This is a genomic window from Aeromonas crassostreae, assembly GCF_054052445.1.
Genome location: NZ_JBSTYM010000017.1, coordinates 45,749 through 63,168, shown reverse-complemented (window position 1 = coordinate 63,168; position 17,420 = coordinate 45,749). Strand labels below are relative to the sequence as shown.

General features: G+C 62.2%; 16 protein-coding genes. 13 read left to right on the top strand and 3 right to left on the bottom strand.

Going from position 1 to position 17,420, the window contains the following annotated elements; genetic code table 11:
* Positions 1-8 precede the first annotated feature (8 nt).
* On the bottom strand, positions 9-512 hold the full coding sequence (locus tag ACW5W4_RS13930; protein ID WP_427261146.1) for a GNAT family N-acetyltransferase: 504 nt from the start codon (positions 510-512) through the stop codon (positions 9-11).
* A 440-nt stretch (positions 513-952) separates the two neighbouring features.
* Here ACW5W4_RS13930 and glyA point away from each other — a divergent pair, with 440 nt between their 5' ends.
* From glyA to ACW5W4_RS13865, 13 genes are all read left to right on the top strand, one after another.
* Positions 953-2,206 carry a serine hydroxymethyltransferase gene (gene glyA, locus ACW5W4_RS13925; RefSeq protein WP_456689771.1) on the top strand — a complete coding sequence of 418 codons (1,254 nt, stop codon included), beginning with the start codon at positions 953-955 and terminating at the stop codon, positions 2,204-2,206.
* 157 nt (positions 2,207-2,363) lie between these two features.
* Positions 2,364-2,813: a transcriptional regulator NrdR gene (gene nrdR / locus ACW5W4_RS13920; protein WP_041995651.1), complete on the top strand. Its 450-nt coding sequence runs from the start codon at positions 2,364-2,366 to the stop codon at positions 2,811-2,813.
* A gap of 300 nt (positions 2,814-3,113) precedes the next feature.
* A complete protein-coding gene (gene ribD / locus ACW5W4_RS13915) occupies positions 3,114-4,223 on the top strand; it encodes a bifunctional diaminohydroxyphosphoribosylaminopyrimidine deaminase/5-amino-6-(5-phosphoribosylamino)uracil reductase RibD (protein ID WP_456689770.1) in 1,110 nt (369 codons plus the stop codon).
* A gap of 20 nt (positions 4,224-4,243) precedes the next feature.
* Entirely contained in the window at positions 4,244-4,900 is a 657-nt protein-coding gene (locus ACW5W4_RS13910) for a riboflavin synthase (protein WP_456689769.1), read from the top strand.
* Between the two features lie 75 nt (positions 4,901-4,975).
* The gene (gene ribBA, locus ACW5W4_RS13905) at positions 4,976-6,085 is read left to right on the top strand and encodes a bifunctional 3,4-dihydroxy-2-butanone-4-phosphate synthase/GTP cyclohydrolase II (protein ID WP_427261142.1); all 1,110 of its coding nucleotides are present in this window, start codon (positions 4,976-4,978) and stop codon (positions 6,083-6,085) included.
* A 131-nt stretch (positions 6,086-6,216) separates the two neighbouring features.
* The gene (ribH, locus tag ACW5W4_RS13900; protein WP_041995660.1) at positions 6,217-6,687 is read left to right on the top strand and encodes a 6,7-dimethyl-8-ribityllumazine synthase; all 471 of its coding nucleotides are present in this window, start codon (positions 6,217-6,219) and stop codon (positions 6,685-6,687) included.
* Between the two features lie 14 nt (positions 6,688-6,701).
* On the top strand, positions 6,702-7,115 hold the full coding sequence (gene nusB / locus ACW5W4_RS13895; protein ID WP_041995662.1) for a transcription antitermination factor NusB: 414 nt from the start codon (positions 6,702-6,704) through the stop codon (positions 7,113-7,115).
* A 55-nt stretch (positions 7,116-7,170) separates the two neighbouring features.
* Positions 7,171-8,130 (top strand): thiamine-phosphate kinase, encoded by a 960-nt coding sequence (thiL, locus tag ACW5W4_RS13890; protein WP_408795081.1) that lies wholly within the window; start codon positions 7,171-7,173, stop codon positions 8,128-8,130.
* The gene (locus ACW5W4_RS13885; protein ID WP_427261139.1) at positions 8,127-8,609 is read left to right on the top strand and encodes a phosphatidylglycerophosphatase A family protein; all 483 of its coding nucleotides are present in this window, start codon (positions 8,127-8,129) and stop codon (positions 8,607-8,609) included. Before thiL ends, ACW5W4_RS13885 begins: the two co-directional genes overlap by 4 nt.
* A 485-nt stretch (positions 8,610-9,094) precedes the next feature.
* Positions 9,095-10,816: a dipeptide ABC transporter ATP-binding protein gene (locus tag ACW5W4_RS13880; RefSeq protein ID WP_456689768.1), complete on the top strand. Its 1,722-nt coding sequence runs from the start codon at positions 9,095-9,097 to the stop codon at positions 10,814-10,816.
* A 70-nt stretch (positions 10,817-10,886) separates the two neighbouring features.
* On the top strand, positions 10,887-12,443 hold the full coding sequence (locus ACW5W4_RS13875; RefSeq protein WP_408795088.1) for an ABC transporter substrate-binding protein: 1,557 nt from the start codon (positions 10,887-10,889) through the stop codon (positions 12,441-12,443).
* A 95-nt stretch (positions 12,444-12,538) separates the two neighbouring features.
* On the top strand, positions 12,539-13,513 hold the full coding sequence (locus ACW5W4_RS13870; protein ID WP_408795091.1) for an ABC transporter permease: 975 nt from the start codon (positions 12,539-12,541) through the stop codon (positions 13,511-13,513).
* A gap of 103 nt (positions 13,514-13,616) precedes the next feature.
* Positions 13,617-14,558, top strand: a complete 942-nt coding sequence (locus ACW5W4_RS13865; RefSeq protein ID WP_408795093.1) for an ABC transporter permease — start codon at positions 13,617-13,619, stop codon at positions 14,556-14,558.
* 69 nt (positions 14,559-14,627) lie between these two features.
* Here the strand turns inward: ACW5W4_RS13865 and dxs are convergent, their stop codons facing one another.
* Together dxs and ispA are read right to left on the bottom strand one after the other, a co-directional pair.
* Positions 14,628-16,508, bottom strand: coding sequence for a 1-deoxy-D-xylulose-5-phosphate synthase (dxs, locus tag ACW5W4_RS13860; protein WP_456689767.1), 1,881 nt, complete (start codon positions 16,506-16,508; stop codon positions 14,628-14,630).
* A gap of 21 nt (positions 16,509-16,529) precedes the next feature.
* A complete protein-coding gene (gene ispA / locus ACW5W4_RS13855) occupies positions 16,530-17,420 on the bottom strand; it encodes a (2E,6E)-farnesyl diphosphate synthase (protein WP_456689766.1) in 891 nt (296 codons plus the stop codon).

Sequence of the window (17,420 nt, the reverse complement as noted above, 5' to 3'; positions counted from 1 at the left end):
TCCTTTGCCTAAGTGTGCGAGTGAAGAGAAGGCAGGGGGGTGAGGGGCTTGACCAGCAACTGCCCCCGTTCATCCACGGGCCCCTCCTTGCGCCAGCCCTGGCGCAGGCAGAAGCGCTCGGCGCCCCGGTTGCGCGGCAGGTAGCGCATGGCCGCCGAGGTACTGCCGGCGGCGCGGATCCGTTGCAGAGCCTGTTCCAGCAGCCAGCGCCCCAGGCCGCGGCCTCGCCACTCGGGCACCAGATAGAGCAGATAGATGTAGCCCCCCTGGCTGCCATCCCGATGGATCATGGCGGGATCCAGCTCCAGCTGCCCGATGGGGCACTGATGATGCCAGAGGTGCAACAGGCCCTGGGGCTGTTGCAGGGCCAGGGTGTCTATCCAGGCCATGGCCTGTTGCTCGTCAAAGCCTGCGTCGCTGCCGTGGTCGATACGCCAGGCATCGCGGTGGCAGGCCAGGGTGAATTCGGGATAGGGATCGATGCAGGCGGGCTTGAGTATGAGGCTGGTCATCGGCTGTCTCCTGGCGGTGCGTCCTCTGTTATCCGGTCACGTGGTGCTTCCGATCATCATAAGGAGCCCCCGTTCGGGGAACCATGACAGGGATCCAGTTTCGGGGGAGATAAGGTGACAATCGAGCCCTGGTACAGCCCCCGTTCAGCTTGGCGCTGGGGTTGAGGCTTTATCGCGTCACCATTGCGCCATGGTGGGAGCCGACGGTGCCCCGGTGCGGGTCGCGCCAGATGGGGGGAGAGCAGCAACCCCATGACGGACCCTGTGGTTCAATGGCGGGTCTGCCCGCCTCCATTCGGGGAACAGGGCGGAAATTTCTGGTTTTATTACATATATTCAACATTTTTTTGGGTGGTCGGACTGTCCCTTTGATGCCGCTGCGGTTACAATGCGCGGGCCCCATATCGCCCATGCGCAAACGATTTTCAGGAGATAAACGGATGTTGAAACGTGACATGACCATCGCAGGCTATGATCCCCAGCTGTGGCAGGCCATCACAGACGAAACCCGTCGTCAGGAAGAGCACATCGAGCTGATCGCGTCTGAGAACTACACCAGCCCCCGCGTCATGGAAGCCCAGGGCTCCCAGCTGACCAACAAGTACGCCGAAGGCTACCCGGCCAAGCGTTACTACGGTGGTTGCGAGTACGTCGACGTGGTCGAGACCCTGGCCATCGAGCGCGCCAAGGAGCTGTTCGGCGCCACCTACGCCAACGTGCAGCCGCACTCCGGCTCCCAGGCCAACAGCGCCGTCTACATGGCCCTGCTGCAGCCGGGCGATACCGTGCTGGGCATGAACCTGGCCCACGGTGGTCACCTGACCCACGGTGCCCCGGTCAACTTCTCCGGCAAACTGTACAACATCATCCCCTACGGCATCGATGAGTCCGGCAAGATCGACTACGTCGAGATGGAGCGTCTGGCCCTGGAGCACAAGCCGAAGATGATGATCGGTGGCTTCTCCGCCTACTCGGGCATCGTTGACTGGGCCAAGATGCGCGAGATCGCCGACAAGATCGGTGCCTGGCTGTTCGTCGACATGGCCCACGTGGCCGGTCTGATTGCCGCGGGCGTCTACCCCAACCCGGTGCCCCACGCCCACGTGGTCACCTCCACCACCCACAAGACCCTGGCCGGTCCCCGTGGTGGTCTGATCCTCTCCGCCGCAGACGACGAAGAGCTGTACAAGAAGCTCAACTCCGCCGTCTTCCCGGGTGGCCAGGGCGGCCCGCTGATGCACGTCATCGCCGGCAAGGCTGTGGCCTTCAAGGAGGCCCTGGAGCCCGAGTTCAAGACCTATCAGGCCCAGGTCGTCAAGAATGCCAAGGCCATGGCGGCCACCTTCATCGAGCGTGGCTACAAGATCGTCTCCGGCGGCACCGACAACCATCTGATGCTGGTTGACCTGATCGGCCGCGAGCTGACCGGTAAAGAAGCCGATGCTGCCCTCGGCAAGGCCAACATCACGGTCAACAAGAACGCGGTACCGAACGACCCGCGCTCCCCGTTCGTCACCTCCGGCGTGCGGATCGGTACCCCGGCCATCACCCGCCGCGGTTTCAAGGAAGCCGAGTCCATCGAGCTGACCCACTGGATCTGCGACGTGCTGGACAACCACGACAACGAAGCCGTGCTGGCGACCGTGCGCGAGAAAGTGCTGGCCGTCTGCCGTCGTCTGCCGGTTTACGCCTGATTGCTCTCCCCTTGCGGGAAACAAGTGCCAAATGCCGCCCCTAGGGGCGGCATTGTTTTTTCTGGGCTTTTACCGGTTTCCGGGGGCCGTGTTACACTGACCCACCCCATTCCTGACCCCAGGGCAGGATGTTTGAATCCTTTGCGCCGGAGGTGTGATGCATTGCCCTTTCTGTAGTGCCGTGGATACCAAGGTGATCGATTCCCGTCTGGTGGCGGAGGGCCATCAGGTGCGCCGCCGTCGCGAGTGCCTGCTCTGCCACGAGCGTTTTACCACCTTCGAGATGGCCGAGCTGGTGATGCCAAGGGTCATCAAGTCCAATGGCTCTCGTGAGCCCTTCAACGAAGAGAAGCTGCGGGGCGGCATATTGCGGGCGCTGGAGAAGCGTCCGGTGAGCATGGAGGCGATCGAGAAGGGGGTGAACCACATCAAGTCCCGCCTGCGCGCCACCGGCGAGCGGGAGGTGCCCTCCAAGCTGGTGGGCAACCTGGTGATGGACGAGCTCAAGGGCCTGGACAAGGTGGCCTATATCCGCTTCGCCTCCGTCTATCGCAGCTTCGAGGATATTCGCGAATTCGGCGAAGAGATCGCCAAATTGGAGAAATGATGGTAGCGGGTGGGCAAGAGGATATCCGCTTCGCCTCCGTCTACCGCAGCGTCGAGGATATTCGCCCTCTTTATGGCAGATGGCAGATAGGGGCGAAGAGATCGCCAAATTGGAGAAATGATGGTATCGGGTGGGCAAGGGGATATATCCGCTTCGCCTCCGTCTATCGCAGCATCGAGGATATTCGCTCTCTTTATGGCAGATGGCAGATAGGGGCGAAGAGATCGCCAAGCTTGAGAAGTAAACCCGTTTGCCGGTTGCTTCATAGACCCCATTTTCTCGCGTTGAACGGGAGCCCAGATGTTTAGTCAAGACGATTACCAATGGATGAGCCGGGCCCTCGAACTGGCCCGCCGCGGTCGCTATACCACGGCCCCCAATCCCTGCGTCGGTTGCGTGCTGGTCAAGGATGGCGTTGTCGTCGGCGAAGGCTGGCACCAGCGTGCCGGACAGCCCCATGCCGAGGTCTATGCCCTCCATGGTGCCGGTGAGGCCGCCCGGGGCGCCACCGCCTATGTGACCCTGGAGCCCTGCTCTCACCATGGCCGCACCCCGCCCTGCGCCGAGGCCTTGATTGAGGCTGGCGTGGCCCGGGTGGTGGCCGCCATGGTCGACCCCAATCCCCAGGTGGGCGGGCGCGGGTTGCGCATGCTCTCCGAGGCGGGCATCAAGACCGACTTCGGCCTGCTCAGCGCCGAGGCCGAGGCCCTCAATCCCGGCTTCTTCAAACGGATGCGCACCGGCTTCCCGCAGGTGACGGTCAAGCTGGGGGCCAGCCTGGACGGTCGCACCGCCATGGCGAGCGGCGAGAGCCAGTGGATCACCTCTCCCGAGGCGCGCCGTGACGTGCAGCGGCTGCGAGCCCGCCATGACGCCGTGCTCTCCAGCGCCGAGACTGTGCTGGCCGATGGGGCATCCCTCAATGTGCGTTGGGACGAGTTGCCCCCTTCGGTCAAGGCCGCCTATCCCAGGGAGAACCTGCGCCAGCCGCTGCGGGTGGTGATCGACTCGCAAAATCGCCTCACCCCGGATCTGCCGCTGTTCGCCAGCCCGGGCCCCGTGCTGCTGGCGAGGCTGCAGAGCGACGGCGAGTGGCCCGAGTCGGTGCAGCAGATGGTGCTGCCCAGGCTGGAGGAGCGGGTCGACCTGGTCAGCCTCTTCATGCTGCTGGCCAAACAGGGGATCAACTCTGTGCTGGTGGAGGCGGGGCCGCGCCTGTGTGGCGCCCTGCTGGAGAAGGGGCTGGTGGACGAGCTGGTGCTCTATCAGGCACCCAAGTTGCTGGGGGATGGGGGCAGGGGCATGTTCCAGTTGCCGGGTCTGGATCGACTGTTCCAGGCGCCCAGGCTGACCCTCAAGGATGTACGCCTGGTGGGTCAGGATATCAGGATCACGGCCAGGTTAGCCTGAGCCCGAGGAGAGGCAAGACCATGTTTACCGGAATTATCGAAGCCATGGGCACCCTGACCGAGCTGCGGCGTCAGGGGGAGGATGTGGTGCTGACCGTGGAGGCCCCCGGCCTCGACTTCAGTGACGTCAAGCTGGGGGATTCCATCGCCACCAATGGCGTCTGTCTCACCGTCGTCGCCCTGGGGGACAAACGCTACAGCGCCGATGTGTCGCTCGAGACCCTCTCTCGCACTGGCTTTGCCCAGGCCAAGGTCGGGGACAGGGTGAATCTTGAGAAGGCGCTGACCCCGAGTTCACGCCTCGGCGGCCATCTGGTCTCAGGCCACGTGGATGGCATGGGTCAGGTGATGAGCAGACAGAGCTGTGGCCGCGCCATCGAGTACTGGATCAAGGCGCCAGGGTCGCTTTCCCGCTACATCGCCGAGAAGGGCTCGATCGCGGTGGATGGCATCAGCCTGACCGTGAACGCCGTCAAGGGGGATGCGTTCTTGCTCACCATAGTGCCCCATACCGCAGAGGAAACCACGATCGCACGCTGGAAACCGGGTCACAGGGTCAATCTGGAGGTGGATCAGGTAGCCCGTTATCTGGAGCGGCTGCTGCAAGGCGGGGCAGGGGCCCAGGCGCCGAGCAGCACCCTGACCCTAGAGAAGTTGGCCCAATCGGGCTTTTTGTGAGCCCAGTCTGATTGAAACGGGGCCGCGCGCCCCCATCTAGCCTTTACGCATTTATCACCTTTGACGGAGTAGCCCATGGCGCTTAGCACAACCCAGGAAATCATCGCCGACATCAAGGCGGGCAAGATGGTGATCCTGATGGATGACGAAGACAGGGAGAACGAAGGGGACCTCATCATGGCGGCCTCCTGTGTGCGGCCCGAGGATATCAACTTCATGGCCCGCTACGGCCGTGGCCTCATCTGCCTGACCCTGACCCGGGATCGCTGCAAGCAGCTGGCGCTGCCCCTCATGGTTGACCGCAACAACGCCCAGTTCTCCACCGCCTTCACCGTGACCATAGAAGCGGCCGAGGGGGTGACCACAGGTATCTCCGCCGCCGATCGCGCCGTGACGGTGCAAGCCGCGGTGGCCCCCGACGCCAAGGCCGCCGATCTGGTGCAGCCCGGCCACATCTTCCCGCTGATGGCGCAGGATGGCGGCGTGCTGACCCGCGCCGGGCACACCGAAGCGGGCTGCGATCTGGCGCGTCTGGCCGGTTACGAGGCGGCCTCCGTCATCGTCGAGATCCTCAACGAGGATGGCACCATGGCGCGCCGTCCCGACCTGGAGGTCTTCGCCGAACAGCACGGCATCAAGCTTGGCACCATCGCGGATCTTATCGAATACCGCAACCAGCACGAGACCACGGTGGAGAAGGTGGCCGAGTGCAAGCTGCCCACCGAGTTTGGCGAGTTCGATCTCATCACCTTCCGCGACACCATCGACAACCAGGTGCACTTCGCGCTCAAGAAAGGCGAGGTGAAAGCCGACCAGCCGACCCTGGTGCGGGTCCATCTGCACGATGTGCTGAGCGATCTGCTGCTCACCGACCGCCACGCCGCTCGCAGCTGGCCCTTGCCCAAATCCATGGCCCGCATCGCCGAAGAGGGCGGTGTGCTGGTGATCCTGGGGGCCGAGGCCCAGGGCGCCGAGCTGCTGGCCAGGGTGAAGGGGTTCGAGGCCGCCGACAAGGGGTTGGCGCCGGAAGGGGCCAAGTGGCAGGGCACCTCGCGCCGGGTCGGCGTCGGCTCCCAGATCCTCAAGACCCTGGGGGTGGGCAAGATGCGCCTGCTGAGCTCCCCCAAGAAGTACCACGCCCTCGGCGGTTTCGGTCTTGAAGTCGTTGAATACGTCGGCGAGTAAACCGATCGCCCCAATGACATCGCGGTCATGGCCGCCCGTTGCGGCCATGGTTTTTGTCGTGGGTCTGTTGTGCTAGACTGTGCGCACTTTTGACCCCGGCCATATTTGACTGCATAGCTACAGGATTGCCAATGAAGGTTATCGAAGGGAATATCGCCGCCCCAGAGGCGCGCGTTGCAATTGTCGTTGCCCGTTTCAACAGCTTCATCAACGAGAGCCTGATCGAGGGCGCCGTTGACGTACTCAAGCGTCAGGGTCAGGTGCAAGACAGCAACCTCACCCTGGTGCGTGTGCCGGGTGCCGTCGAAATCCCTCTGGCGGCCAAGAAGCTGGCCAAGAGTGGCAAGTATGACGCCATCGTCGCCCTCGGCACCGTCATTCGCGGTGGCACCTACCACTTCGAACTGGTGGCCAGCGAGAATGGCAAGGGCCTGGCCCAGGTGATGATGGAGCATGAGATTCCCGTCGCCTTCGGCGTGCTGACCACAGAGAACATAGAACAAGCCATCGAGCGCGCCGGTACCAAGGCGGGTAACAAGGGTGCAGAGGCTGCACTGAGTGCGCTCGAAATGATCAACGTCCTGAAACAACTGGACGTGTAACGAGGAGAAGTAGATTGAAACCGTCTGAGCGCCGTAAGGCCCGCCATTGCGCCACCCAGGCCATCTACCAGTGGCAGATGACCCAGGCCAACGTGGGGGACATCGAAGAGCAGTTCAAGATAGATCAGGACACCAAAGGGGTGGATCTGAACTATTTCCGCGATCTGCTGTTCGGGGTTGCCCTGCATTGCAACGAGCTGGACAAGGCGTACTCGCCTTTCCTCTCCCGTCCGCTCGATGAAGTGGACATGGTGGACAAGGCGATCCTGCGCCTGGCGACCTATGAGCTGACCCGTCGTGACGATGTGCCGCCCCGCGTGGTGATCAACGAAGCGATCGAGCTGGCCAAGGCGTTTGCCGCCGATGACAGCCACAAGTTTGTCAACGGTGTGCTGGACAAGGTCATCAAGACGCTGAACAAGCGTTAATCCCTGTGCCACAGCATTAAGAGAGGAGCCAGCCTAACCGCTGGCTTTTTACTGTATGGGTGAATTTGAACTGATAGAGAAGTACTTCAAGGTGCCCCACGCCCGCAAGGACGTGGTATTGGGCCCGGGAGACGACTGCGCCCTGCTGACCCTGCCAGCCGACAGCCAGCTGGCGGTGAGCACGGATACGCTAGTGAGCGGCGTCCACTTTCTGCCCGACATGGATCCGGTGGATCTCGGCTACAAGGCGCTGGCGGTCAATCTGTCCGATCTCGCCGCCATGGGAGCCGAGCCGCGCTGGGTCTCCCTGGCGCTGACCCTGCCCGCCATCAACGAGCCCTGGGTGGCCGGTTTTGCCGAGGGCTTCCTCGAGCTTGCCGAATACTACAACGTGGCCCTGGTGGGGGGGGACATGACCCGGGGGCCGCTCTCCATCACCGTCTCGGTGAAGGGATCCGTGCCTGCCGGCCGCGCCCTGCTGCGCAGCGGCGCCAGGGTCGGGGACGGCATCTATGTCACCGGCACCCTGGGGGATGCCGCCCTGGCGCTCTCCCATCTGCTGGGCAAGCGCAACCTCAACGAGAACCAGCTGGCTGCCGTGCTGCCGCGCCTCGAGCATCCCCACCCCCGCATCCTGGCTGGTCAGGCCCTGCGCGGGCTGGCCAGCAGCGCCCTGGATCTCTCCGACGGCCTGGCATCCGATCTCGGCCACATCCTGAAAGCATCCGGCGTGCGGGCCCAGATCGATCTCGACCTGCTGCCGCTCTCCCCCGTGATGCAGGATGCCGTCTTCCCGGAGGATGCCTGGCAACTGGCCCTGGCCGGTGGCGATGACTACGAGCTCTGCTTCACAGTGCCGGAAGATCATCGCGGGGCCCTGGATACCGCCCTGGCCCACAGCGGGGTCAAGTTCAGCCGGATCGGCCGCATCCTGGCGGGGGAACCCGGCATCGATTACATTCGGGCGGAGCAGCCGGTGGCGCTCTCCCTGAAAGGTTGGGACCACTTCGCATGATCAAGCCCGAGCTCAAACGCCTGAACCTGAAAAATCCCCTCCACCTGCTGGCAGTGGGCTTTGGCGCCGGCCTCTCTCCCAAGGCCCCTGGCACCATGGGCACCCTGGTCGCCATCCCGCTCTATCTGCTGGCGAGTGGCCTGCCGACCCCCTGGTTCATCGCCCTGCTGGCGCTGGGCTTCGTGGCGGGCATTCGCATCTGCCAGAGCGCCACCGACGCCATCGGCATGCCGGATCACGGCGCCATCGTCTGGGACGAGGTGATAGGGTTTGGCATCACCATGATAGCGGCGCCGGCGGGCTGGGAGTGGCTGCTGGCGGGCTTCCTGCTGTTTCGGCTGTTCGACGTGCTCAAGCCCTGGCCCATCAGCTGGTTCGATCGTCGCATCCATGGCGGCCTGGGCATCATGCTCGATGATGTGATTGCCGGATTCTTTGCCCTGTTTTGTATGCAATTGCTGGCCCATTGGCTCGCCTGAGCCGGGCTGGCAGAAGGGCGCCCAAGGGGCGCCCTTTATTTATGACTGCCTGATTTCCATTCATTGGCAGATGCTGCCGCCAGAAAACCCTTTCACATAAATATTCACTACTCATTCGACGCTCCCGGTCTTTGCCGTCGCAGTCATATTCGCCAAATGTTAACTATATGTATGATGTTAACTTTGTTTATTAATGCAAAAATAGTTTAATCAGCTATTTATTAGGCGATAAATCACGCTTTATGACTGCCTGACCCCCATGGCACACCGCAAAGTATTGCGAAATTGTATATCCAGATCATTTACTCTTTCGGTCAAAGCGTCTAAGTTACTGGCGGGTTATTCCAAAAAAATGCAAAAAACCCGCCCGGATCGCTGGTTTCCCTGCCTTGTGAATGAGCATCTATTGTCCCAGGCACAAACCGGCATCTGCGGCTGATTTACGGAAGAATTGTTTGGGACGGATGTCCCCCGCAGAGGTAAACATGTCCTTGCTAGAAGTCAAAAACTTGCGGATCGAGTACCCCTCCCGCTACGGGGTGCTGGCCGCGGTCAAGGATCTCTCTTTCTCCATCGAGAAGGGTGAGGTCGTCGGTGTCGTCGGTGAGTCCGGCGCCGGCAAATCCACCATCGGCAATGCCGTCATCGATTTGCTGAGTCCGCCGGGTCATATCGCCCGGGGGGACATCTATCTCAATGGTGAACTCATCTCCGGCAAGAGCCAGGATGAGATGCGGGCCATTCGCGGCTCTCGCATCGGTTTCATCTTCCAGGATCCCATGACCTCCCTGAACCCGCTGTTCACCGTGGAGCATCAGCTGGTCGAGACCATCCTCGCCAACACCGAGCTCACTCGCAGCCAGGCGGTCGCCAAGGCCCTCGAGCTGATGAAGGCGGTGGGGATCCCGAGCCCGGAGCTGCGCATCAAGCAGTATCCGCACCAGTTCTCCGGCGGCATGCGCCAGCGGGTGGTCATCGCCATCGCGCTCTCGTGCGACCCCGAACTCATCATCGCCGATGAGCCCACCACGGCGCTGGATGTCTCCATCCAGGATCAGATCCTCCAGCTCATCCGCACCCTGTGCAAGGAGCGGGACGTGGGCTGCATGCTGGTGACCCACGACATGGGGGTGGTCTCCAACGTCACCGACAAGGTGGCGGTCATGTATCGCGGCGATCTGGTGGAGTTCGGCACCACAGAGCAGGTGCTGGGCCGCCCCAATCACCCCTATACCCGCAGCCTCATCTCGGCGGTGCCCCGTTCGGATGTGAAGCTGGTGCGTTTCCCCCTGGTCTCCTATATCGAGGATGCCGGCGCGCCGGATACCAGCATCGATCTCAAGACCCACTGGCTCGGCCAGAGTCAGGACGAACGGGCCTATGAAGGGGCCCTGCTGCGGGTGGAGAAGGTGGATCTCAAGTTCGTCACCAAGGACTCCTTCTTCCCGAGCCGCCGTGAATACGTGCGCGCCTGCAACGACATCAGCTTCGAGATCTTCGAGGGGGAGACCTTCGGACTGGTGGGGGAGTCGGGCTCAGGCAAGTCCACCATCGCCCGCGCCATCACAGGCCTCTATCCGCCCGACAGCGGCAAGATCTGCTTCGAGGGGATCGATCTCACCGCCATCAAGCGCGAGAGCGAGCGTCGCCCCCTGCGTCGCCAGATGCAGATGGTGTTCCAGAACCCCTATTCGTCAATGAATCCGCGCATGAAGGTGCGTGACATCATCGCCGAGCCGATCCGCTTCCACCGATTGGCCGAGGAGAACCAGATCGATGGCATCGTCAGCGATCTGCTGGATCACGTCGGCCTGGGCCGCGGCGCCGGGGTCAAGTATCCACACGAGTTCTCCGGTGGTCAGCGCCAGCGCATCTCCATCGCCCGCGCTCTGGCGACCCGGCCGCGCTTTCTCATCTGCGACGAGCCCACCTCGGCGCTGGATGTGTCGGTGCAGGCCCAGATCCTCAATCTGCTCAAGGATTTGCAGAAAGAGCTCGGCCTCACCATGCTGTTCATCAGCCACGATCTGCCGGTGATCCGCCAGATGTGCGATCGCATCGGCGTGATGAAGCACGGTCATCTGGTGGAAGTGGCGGAGACGGAGAAACTCTTTACCAATGCCGAGCATGAGTACAGCCGCAAGCTGATCTCCCTCATGCCGGAGTTCAAGGGAATGTCCCGTGAGGGACTGGAAATCGCAAGCTAGGAAAGTGCCGGCCTGCCGGTTTTTGTTAGAAAAAAAGTGTCAATAAAAAGCTAACAGCATGGAGAAAGACATGAAGAAAGGATTATCCAAGATTGCAATGGCGTTGTTTGCGGCCGGTTTGGCCTTCAATGTCTCTGCCGCCGACATCAAGGTCGCCGTCGCCTCTGATCCCACTTCGCTGGATCCCCAGGAGCAGCTCTCCGGTCAGACCCTGGAGATGTCTCACCTGGTATTTGACCCCCTGATGCGCTGGACGCAGGATCTGCAGTTCGAGCCCCGTCTGGCCGAAAAATTCGAACGCATCGACGACAAGACGGTGCGTTTCCACCTGCGCAAGGGCGTCAAGTTCCACTCAGGCAACGACTTCACCGCCGATGACGTGGTGTGGACCGTCAAGCGTCTGAAAGACTCCGTCGACTTCAAGGCCATCTTCGACCCCATTGCCGACGTCAAGAAGGTGGATGATTTCACCGTGGATCTCATCACCGAGAAGCCCTATCCCCTGGTGCTGCAGACCGTGACCTACATCTTCCCGATGGACTCCAAGTTCTATACCGGCAAGACAGAGGCGGGCAAGGACAAGGGTGAGATCGTCAAGAACGGCGACTCCTTCGCCTCCACCAACGTCTCAGGCACCGGCCCGTTCAGCGTCAAGTTCCGCGAGCAGGGCGTCAAGCTGGAGTACACCCGCAACGCCAACTACTGGGACAAGTCCTCCAAGGGCAACGTCGACAACCTGACCCTGGTGCCCATCAAGGAAGACGCGACCCGTGTTGCCGCCCTGCTGGGTGGAGACGTGGACGTGATCTACCCGGTCGCCCCCAACGATCTGGAGCGGGTCCAGAAAGGCAAGGACACCCAGCTGGTGACCCTGTCCGGTACCCGCGCCATCATCATCGAGCTGAACCAGAGCACCAACCCGGCCCTGAAAGACAAGCGCGTGCGTCAGGCGATCAACTATGCCATCAATCAGGTGGGCATCGTCGACAAGATCAACAAGGGCTTCGGTACTCCGGCCGGCCAGTTGAGCCCGAAAGGCTATGCCGGCCACAACGAGGCCCTGGTGCCCCAGTATGATCTGACCAAGGCCAAGGCCCTGATGAAGGAAGCGGGTTACGAGCAAGGCTTCAAGATGAGCTTCATCTCCCCGGCCGCCCGTTATGTCAACGACGTCAAGATTGCTCAGGCCGTCTCCGCCATGCTCTCCAAGATCAACATCAAGGTGGATCTGAAGACCATGCCGGTGGCCCAGTACTGGCCGGAGTTTGACAAGTGCGCCGCAGACATGCAGCTGATCGGCTGGCACTCCGACACCGAAGATACCGCGAACTTCTTCGAGTTCCTGACCTTCACCAAGAGCGCCGAGACCGGCATGGGCCAGTACAACTGTGCCGGCTATGCCAACGCCGAGGCGGACAAGCTGGTGATGGAAGCGAACGCGGAAACCGATCCGGCCAAGCGTAGCGCCATGCTGCAGAAAGTCGAAGCCATGCTGATCGACGACGCCGCCTATGTGCCGTTGCACTGGGAAAACCTGGCCTACGGCGCCAAGAAAAACGCCGACATCAAGCCCATCGTCAACGTGATGAACTTCCCGTACTTTGGCGACCTGGTGGTAGGCAAGTAATTACCCCGCAAGAAGGACGGGCGGGGGCATCGTGACGGTGCCCCCGCCATTAACAGAAGCCGATGCCAAGACATCGGCCAGAGTCAAGGACAAGCATGTTTACATTCCTGCTGAAACGGTTCTATCAGGCCGTGATAGTGATGTTCGTCATCAGCCTGGTCGCCTTCTCCATCCAGGACAACCTGGGGGATCCCCTGCGCGAGTTGGTGGGACAATCCGTCTCCGAGGCTCAGCGTCAGGAGCTGCGCGACAAGATGGGGCTCAACGATCCCTTCCTGGTGAAGTACAGTCGCTTCCTGAAAAATGCGGTGCAAGGAGATCTGGGGACATCCTACTTCTTCAAGCGCCCGGCCCTCGAGGTCATTCTCGACAAGCTCGTCGCCACACTGGAACTGGTGTTTGGCGCCGCCCTCATTATCGTCCTGGTCTCCATTCCGCTCGGGGTTTATTCCGCCATTCGCCCGCGCAGCATACTGACCAAGATCATCATGGCCGTGAGCAGCATAGGCATCTCGATCCCCGTGTTCCTGACCGCCATCATGCTGATGTATCTCTTCTCCATCCAGCTGGGTTGGCTGCCGGCCTATGGCCGGGGCGAGACCTACAACCTGCTGGGCTGGGAGTCGGGCTTCTTTACCTGGGACGGCATCTTGCACCTGATCCTGCCCGCGGTCTCCCTCTCCTCCATCATGTTGCCGCTGTTTATCCGGCTGGTGCGCTCCGAGATGCTGGAGCAGCTCTCCTCCGAGTACGTGAAGTTTGCCCGTGCCAAGGGGCTGGACAACAACAAGGTCTACTACCAGCACGCCCTCAAGAACACCATGCTGCCGGTCATCACCGTCGGTGGCGTGCAGATCGGTACCATGGTGGCCTACACCATATTGACCGAGAGCGTGTTCCAGTGGCCGGGGACGGGGTTCCTGTTCCTGGAAGCCATCCACAGGGTCGATACCCCGCTGATCACCGCCTACGTCATCTTCGTCGGCCTTATCTTCGTGGTGACCAATACCCTGGTCGACCTGCTCTACGGGTTCATCAACCCGACCGTCAACCTGACTGCCAAGGGGTAACAGATGACTAACGCTGTAACTGTGAGCCGCCGTTTGACATGGCGCAACCACGCGGGTTTTGTCATCAACCCGGCTATCTGCCTGGCTACGAAGGGGTAATCGCATGAGTAACGCTGTAACTGCGAGCCCAAGCCGTTGGACTCGCTTCAAGAACTCTGACATCGTCTACTACTTCCTGCGGGACAAGGTAGCCATGTTCAGCTTCGCCATCTTCGTGGCATTCGTGCTGGCGGCCCTGCTGGCCCCCTGGATTGCGCCCCACAACGTCTATGACCAGACCAGTTTCGATCTGATGGATGCGGAGCTGCCGCCCTCCTGGCTCGATGGCGGCGAGGCGCGCTTCTGGCTCGGCACCGACAACCAGGGCCGCGACATCTGGAGCACCATCCTCTATGGCGCCCGCATCTCGCTCACCATAGGTCTGTTCGCCGTCGGCCTGCAGCTGGTGCTCGGCATCGTGATCGGCCTCATCGCCGGTTATTACGGTGGCCGCATCGACAGCCTGCTGATGCGCTTTGCCGACGTGCAGCTGTCGTTCTCCACCATGATGGTGGCCATCATCATCTCCGCCATCTTCCAGGCGAGCTTTGGCTCCGAGCTCTATTCGCAGTTCGCCATCGTCATGCTGGTGGTGATCATCGGCATCGCCGAGTGGCCGCAATATGCCCGGACGGTGCGCGCCTCCGTGCTGGCGGAGAAGAAGAAGGAGTATGTGGAGGCGGCCCAGGTGATGGGATTCCGTGCCCCGCGCATCATGTTCCGCCACATACTGCCCAACTGCCTGTCGCCCATCCTGGTCATCTCCACCGTCCAGGTGGCGAACGCCATCATGAGCGAGGCGGCACTCTCCTTCCTCGGGCTGGGGATGCCGGTGGATCAGCCGTCCCTGGGGTCGCTGATCAGCGTGGGCTTCAACTACATCTTCTCCGGCTCCTGGTGGATCACCGCCTTCCCGGGCATCTGCCTGGTGGTGCTGGTGCTGGTCATCAACCTCCTGGGTGACTGGTTGCGGGATGTGTTCAACCCAAAAATCTACAAAGGTTGACTCGAGTCAGCAGTGCAAATACAAGAAGGGCGCCATCAGGCGCCCTTCTTCATTGCTCGCGGTTATCGGTCAGGCCTGCTGCCAGGCCTCGATGCTGGCCAGGATGCCGGCACTGTCCAGACCCAGCAGGGCATAGATCTCTTCCTGGGTGCCCTGTTCGATGAAGCGATCCGGCAGGCCGAGATTGAGTACCGGCTTGCACTGCCTGGCGCGCATCAGCAGCTCGTTCACCGCGGAGCCGGCCCCGCCCATGATGGCGTTGTCCTCGAGGGTGACAAACTGATCGTGGCTGGCGGCCAGTGTGAGCACCAGCGCCTCGTCCATGGGTTTGACGAAGCGCATGTCCACCAGGGTGGCGTCCAGCGCCTCGGCGGCGGCCTTGGCTTGATGGAGCAGGGTGCCGAACGCCAGGATGGCGGTGGCCTTGCCCCCGCGTCCCTCTCTCTCACGCACAATGCGCCCCTTGCCGAGGGCCAGCGCCTGCATCTGTGCTTGCGCCTCGATGCCGGCACCGCTGCCGCGCGGGTAGCGCACCGCCGCGGGCCGATCGCACAGATAGCCGGTGTAGAGCATCTGGCGGCACTCGTTCTCGTCGGATGGGGTCATCACCACCATGTTGGGCACGGTGCGCAGGAAGCTGATGTCGAACGCCCCCTGATGGGTCGGGCCGTCGGCCCCCACCAGACCGGCCCGGTCGATGGCGAACAGCACCGGCAGCTCCTGCAGCGCCACGTCGTGGATCAGCTGGTCATAGGCCCGTTGCAGGAAGCTCGAATAGATGGCGACCACGGGCTTTTGGCCCGAGATGGCGAGCCCGGCGGCGAAGGTGACCGCGTGCTGCTCGGCGATGGCCACGTCGAAGTAGCGATCCGGATACTGCTGGCTGAACTTGACCAGGCCAGAGCCTTCGCGCATGGCGGGGGTGATGCCGACCAGCTTCTCGTCCCTGGCCGCCATGTCGCACAGCCACTGGCCGAAGATGGCGGAGAAGGTGGGCTTGCCGCCGGCGCTCTTGGGCAGGGCGCAGTCGTCCGGATTGAACTTGGGCACGCCATGGTAACCGATGGGATCCTTCTCGGCGGGCTCGTAGCCCTTGCCCTTCTTGGTCTTGACGTGCAGCAGCTGGGGCCCCTTGAGGTTGCGCATGTTGCGCAGTGTCTCGACCAGGGCCTCGATGTCGTGGCCGTCGATGGGGCCGATGTAGTTGAAGCCAAACTCCTCGAACAGGGTGCCAGGCACCACCATGCCCTTGAGGTGCTCCTCGGCCCGCTTGGCCAGCTCCTTGACCGGTGGCAGCCCCGCCAGCACCTTCTTGCCGCCTTCGCGGATGGTGGTGTAGAGCTTGCCGGACATCAGGCGGGCCAGGTGGTTGTTGAGGGCACCGACGTTTTCGGAGATGGACATCTCGTTGTCATTGAGCACCACCAGCATGTCCTTGTGGACATCCCCTGCGTGATTGAGGGCCTCGAACGCCATGCCGGCGGTGATGGCGCCATCGCCGATGACGGCCACCACCTTGCGCCCCAGCCCTTCGCGCTCGGCGGCCACCGCCATGCCAAGGGCGGCACCTATGGAAGTGCTGGAGTGGCCGACCGAGAGCACGTCATACTCGCTCTCGCCACGCCACGGGAAGGGGTGCAGGCCATCCTTCTGGCGAATGCTCTGCATCCGCTCCCGCCGTCCGGTCAGGATCTTGTGGGGATAGGCCTGGTGGCCCACGTCCCACACCAACCGATCGAACGGGGTGTTGTAGACGTAGTGCAGGGCGACCGTCAGTTCGACGGTGCCAAGGCCGGAGGCGAGATGGCCGCTGGAGCGGCTCACCGAGCGCAGCAAGTACTCACGTAGCTCGTTGCACAGGACGGGCAGTCTCTCCTTGGGCAGGGATCTCAACTCAACCGGGGTGTCAGCGAGGGCCAGGTTGGGGAACTTGCTTATATCAACGCTCATATTGTTACTGTTATCCAGCGTTCAGTGGGTTCGCTCGATGATGTAATCGGCAAACGCTTCCAGAATATCGGTATTGTAGGGCAAAGGGCGCAGGGCTGTTAAGGCTTTGCCATGCAGTTCGCGAGCCAGCTCACGGGCCTGCTCCAGGCCGAGCAGGGCCGGGTAGGTGCTCTTCTCCTGCGCCAGATCCGACCCCTGCGGCTTGCCGAGGGTGGCGGTATCCCCCGTGATGTCGAGGATGTCGTCCTGCACCTGGAAGGCGAGCCCGATGGCGGCCGCATAGGCTTGCAGCGCCCCCAGGGTCTGCTCATCCATGTCGGCCTTGCACAGGGCGCCCAGGGTGACGGCGCACTCGATGAGGGCCCCCGTCTTGTGGCGATGAACCTGTTCGAGTTCCGCCAGGGTGATCTGGCGGCCCTCGGCCTGCAGATCCAACGCCTGACCGCCGCACATGCCGAGGTAACCCGAGGCGCGGGCCAGGGTGCTCAGCATGCGCACCCGGTTGGCCATCAAGGTATCGGGCATGGGATGATCCGCCAGTATGCTGAATGCCAGGGTCTGCAGGGCGTCACCGGCCAGGATGGCGGTGCCCTCGTCAAACGCCTTGTGCACCGTCGGCTGGCCACGACGCAGATCGTCGTCATCCATGGCGGGCAGGTCGTCATGGAGCAGGGAGTAGGCGTGGATGCACTCCACGGCGGCGGCCGGGCCATCGAGTCGATCCGTCTCGACTCCCAGCATTTCGCCGACGGCATAGACCAGGAAAGGACGTACTCGTTTGCCTCCCAATAGCAGACCATACTTCATGGCCTCGCGCAGCCGGGGCGCCATGGGGGGGAGGGCATCGAGCTGTTGTGACAGCCGATCATCGATACGCTGGCGATACAGGCGTGAGAAGCTATCCAGCGACAC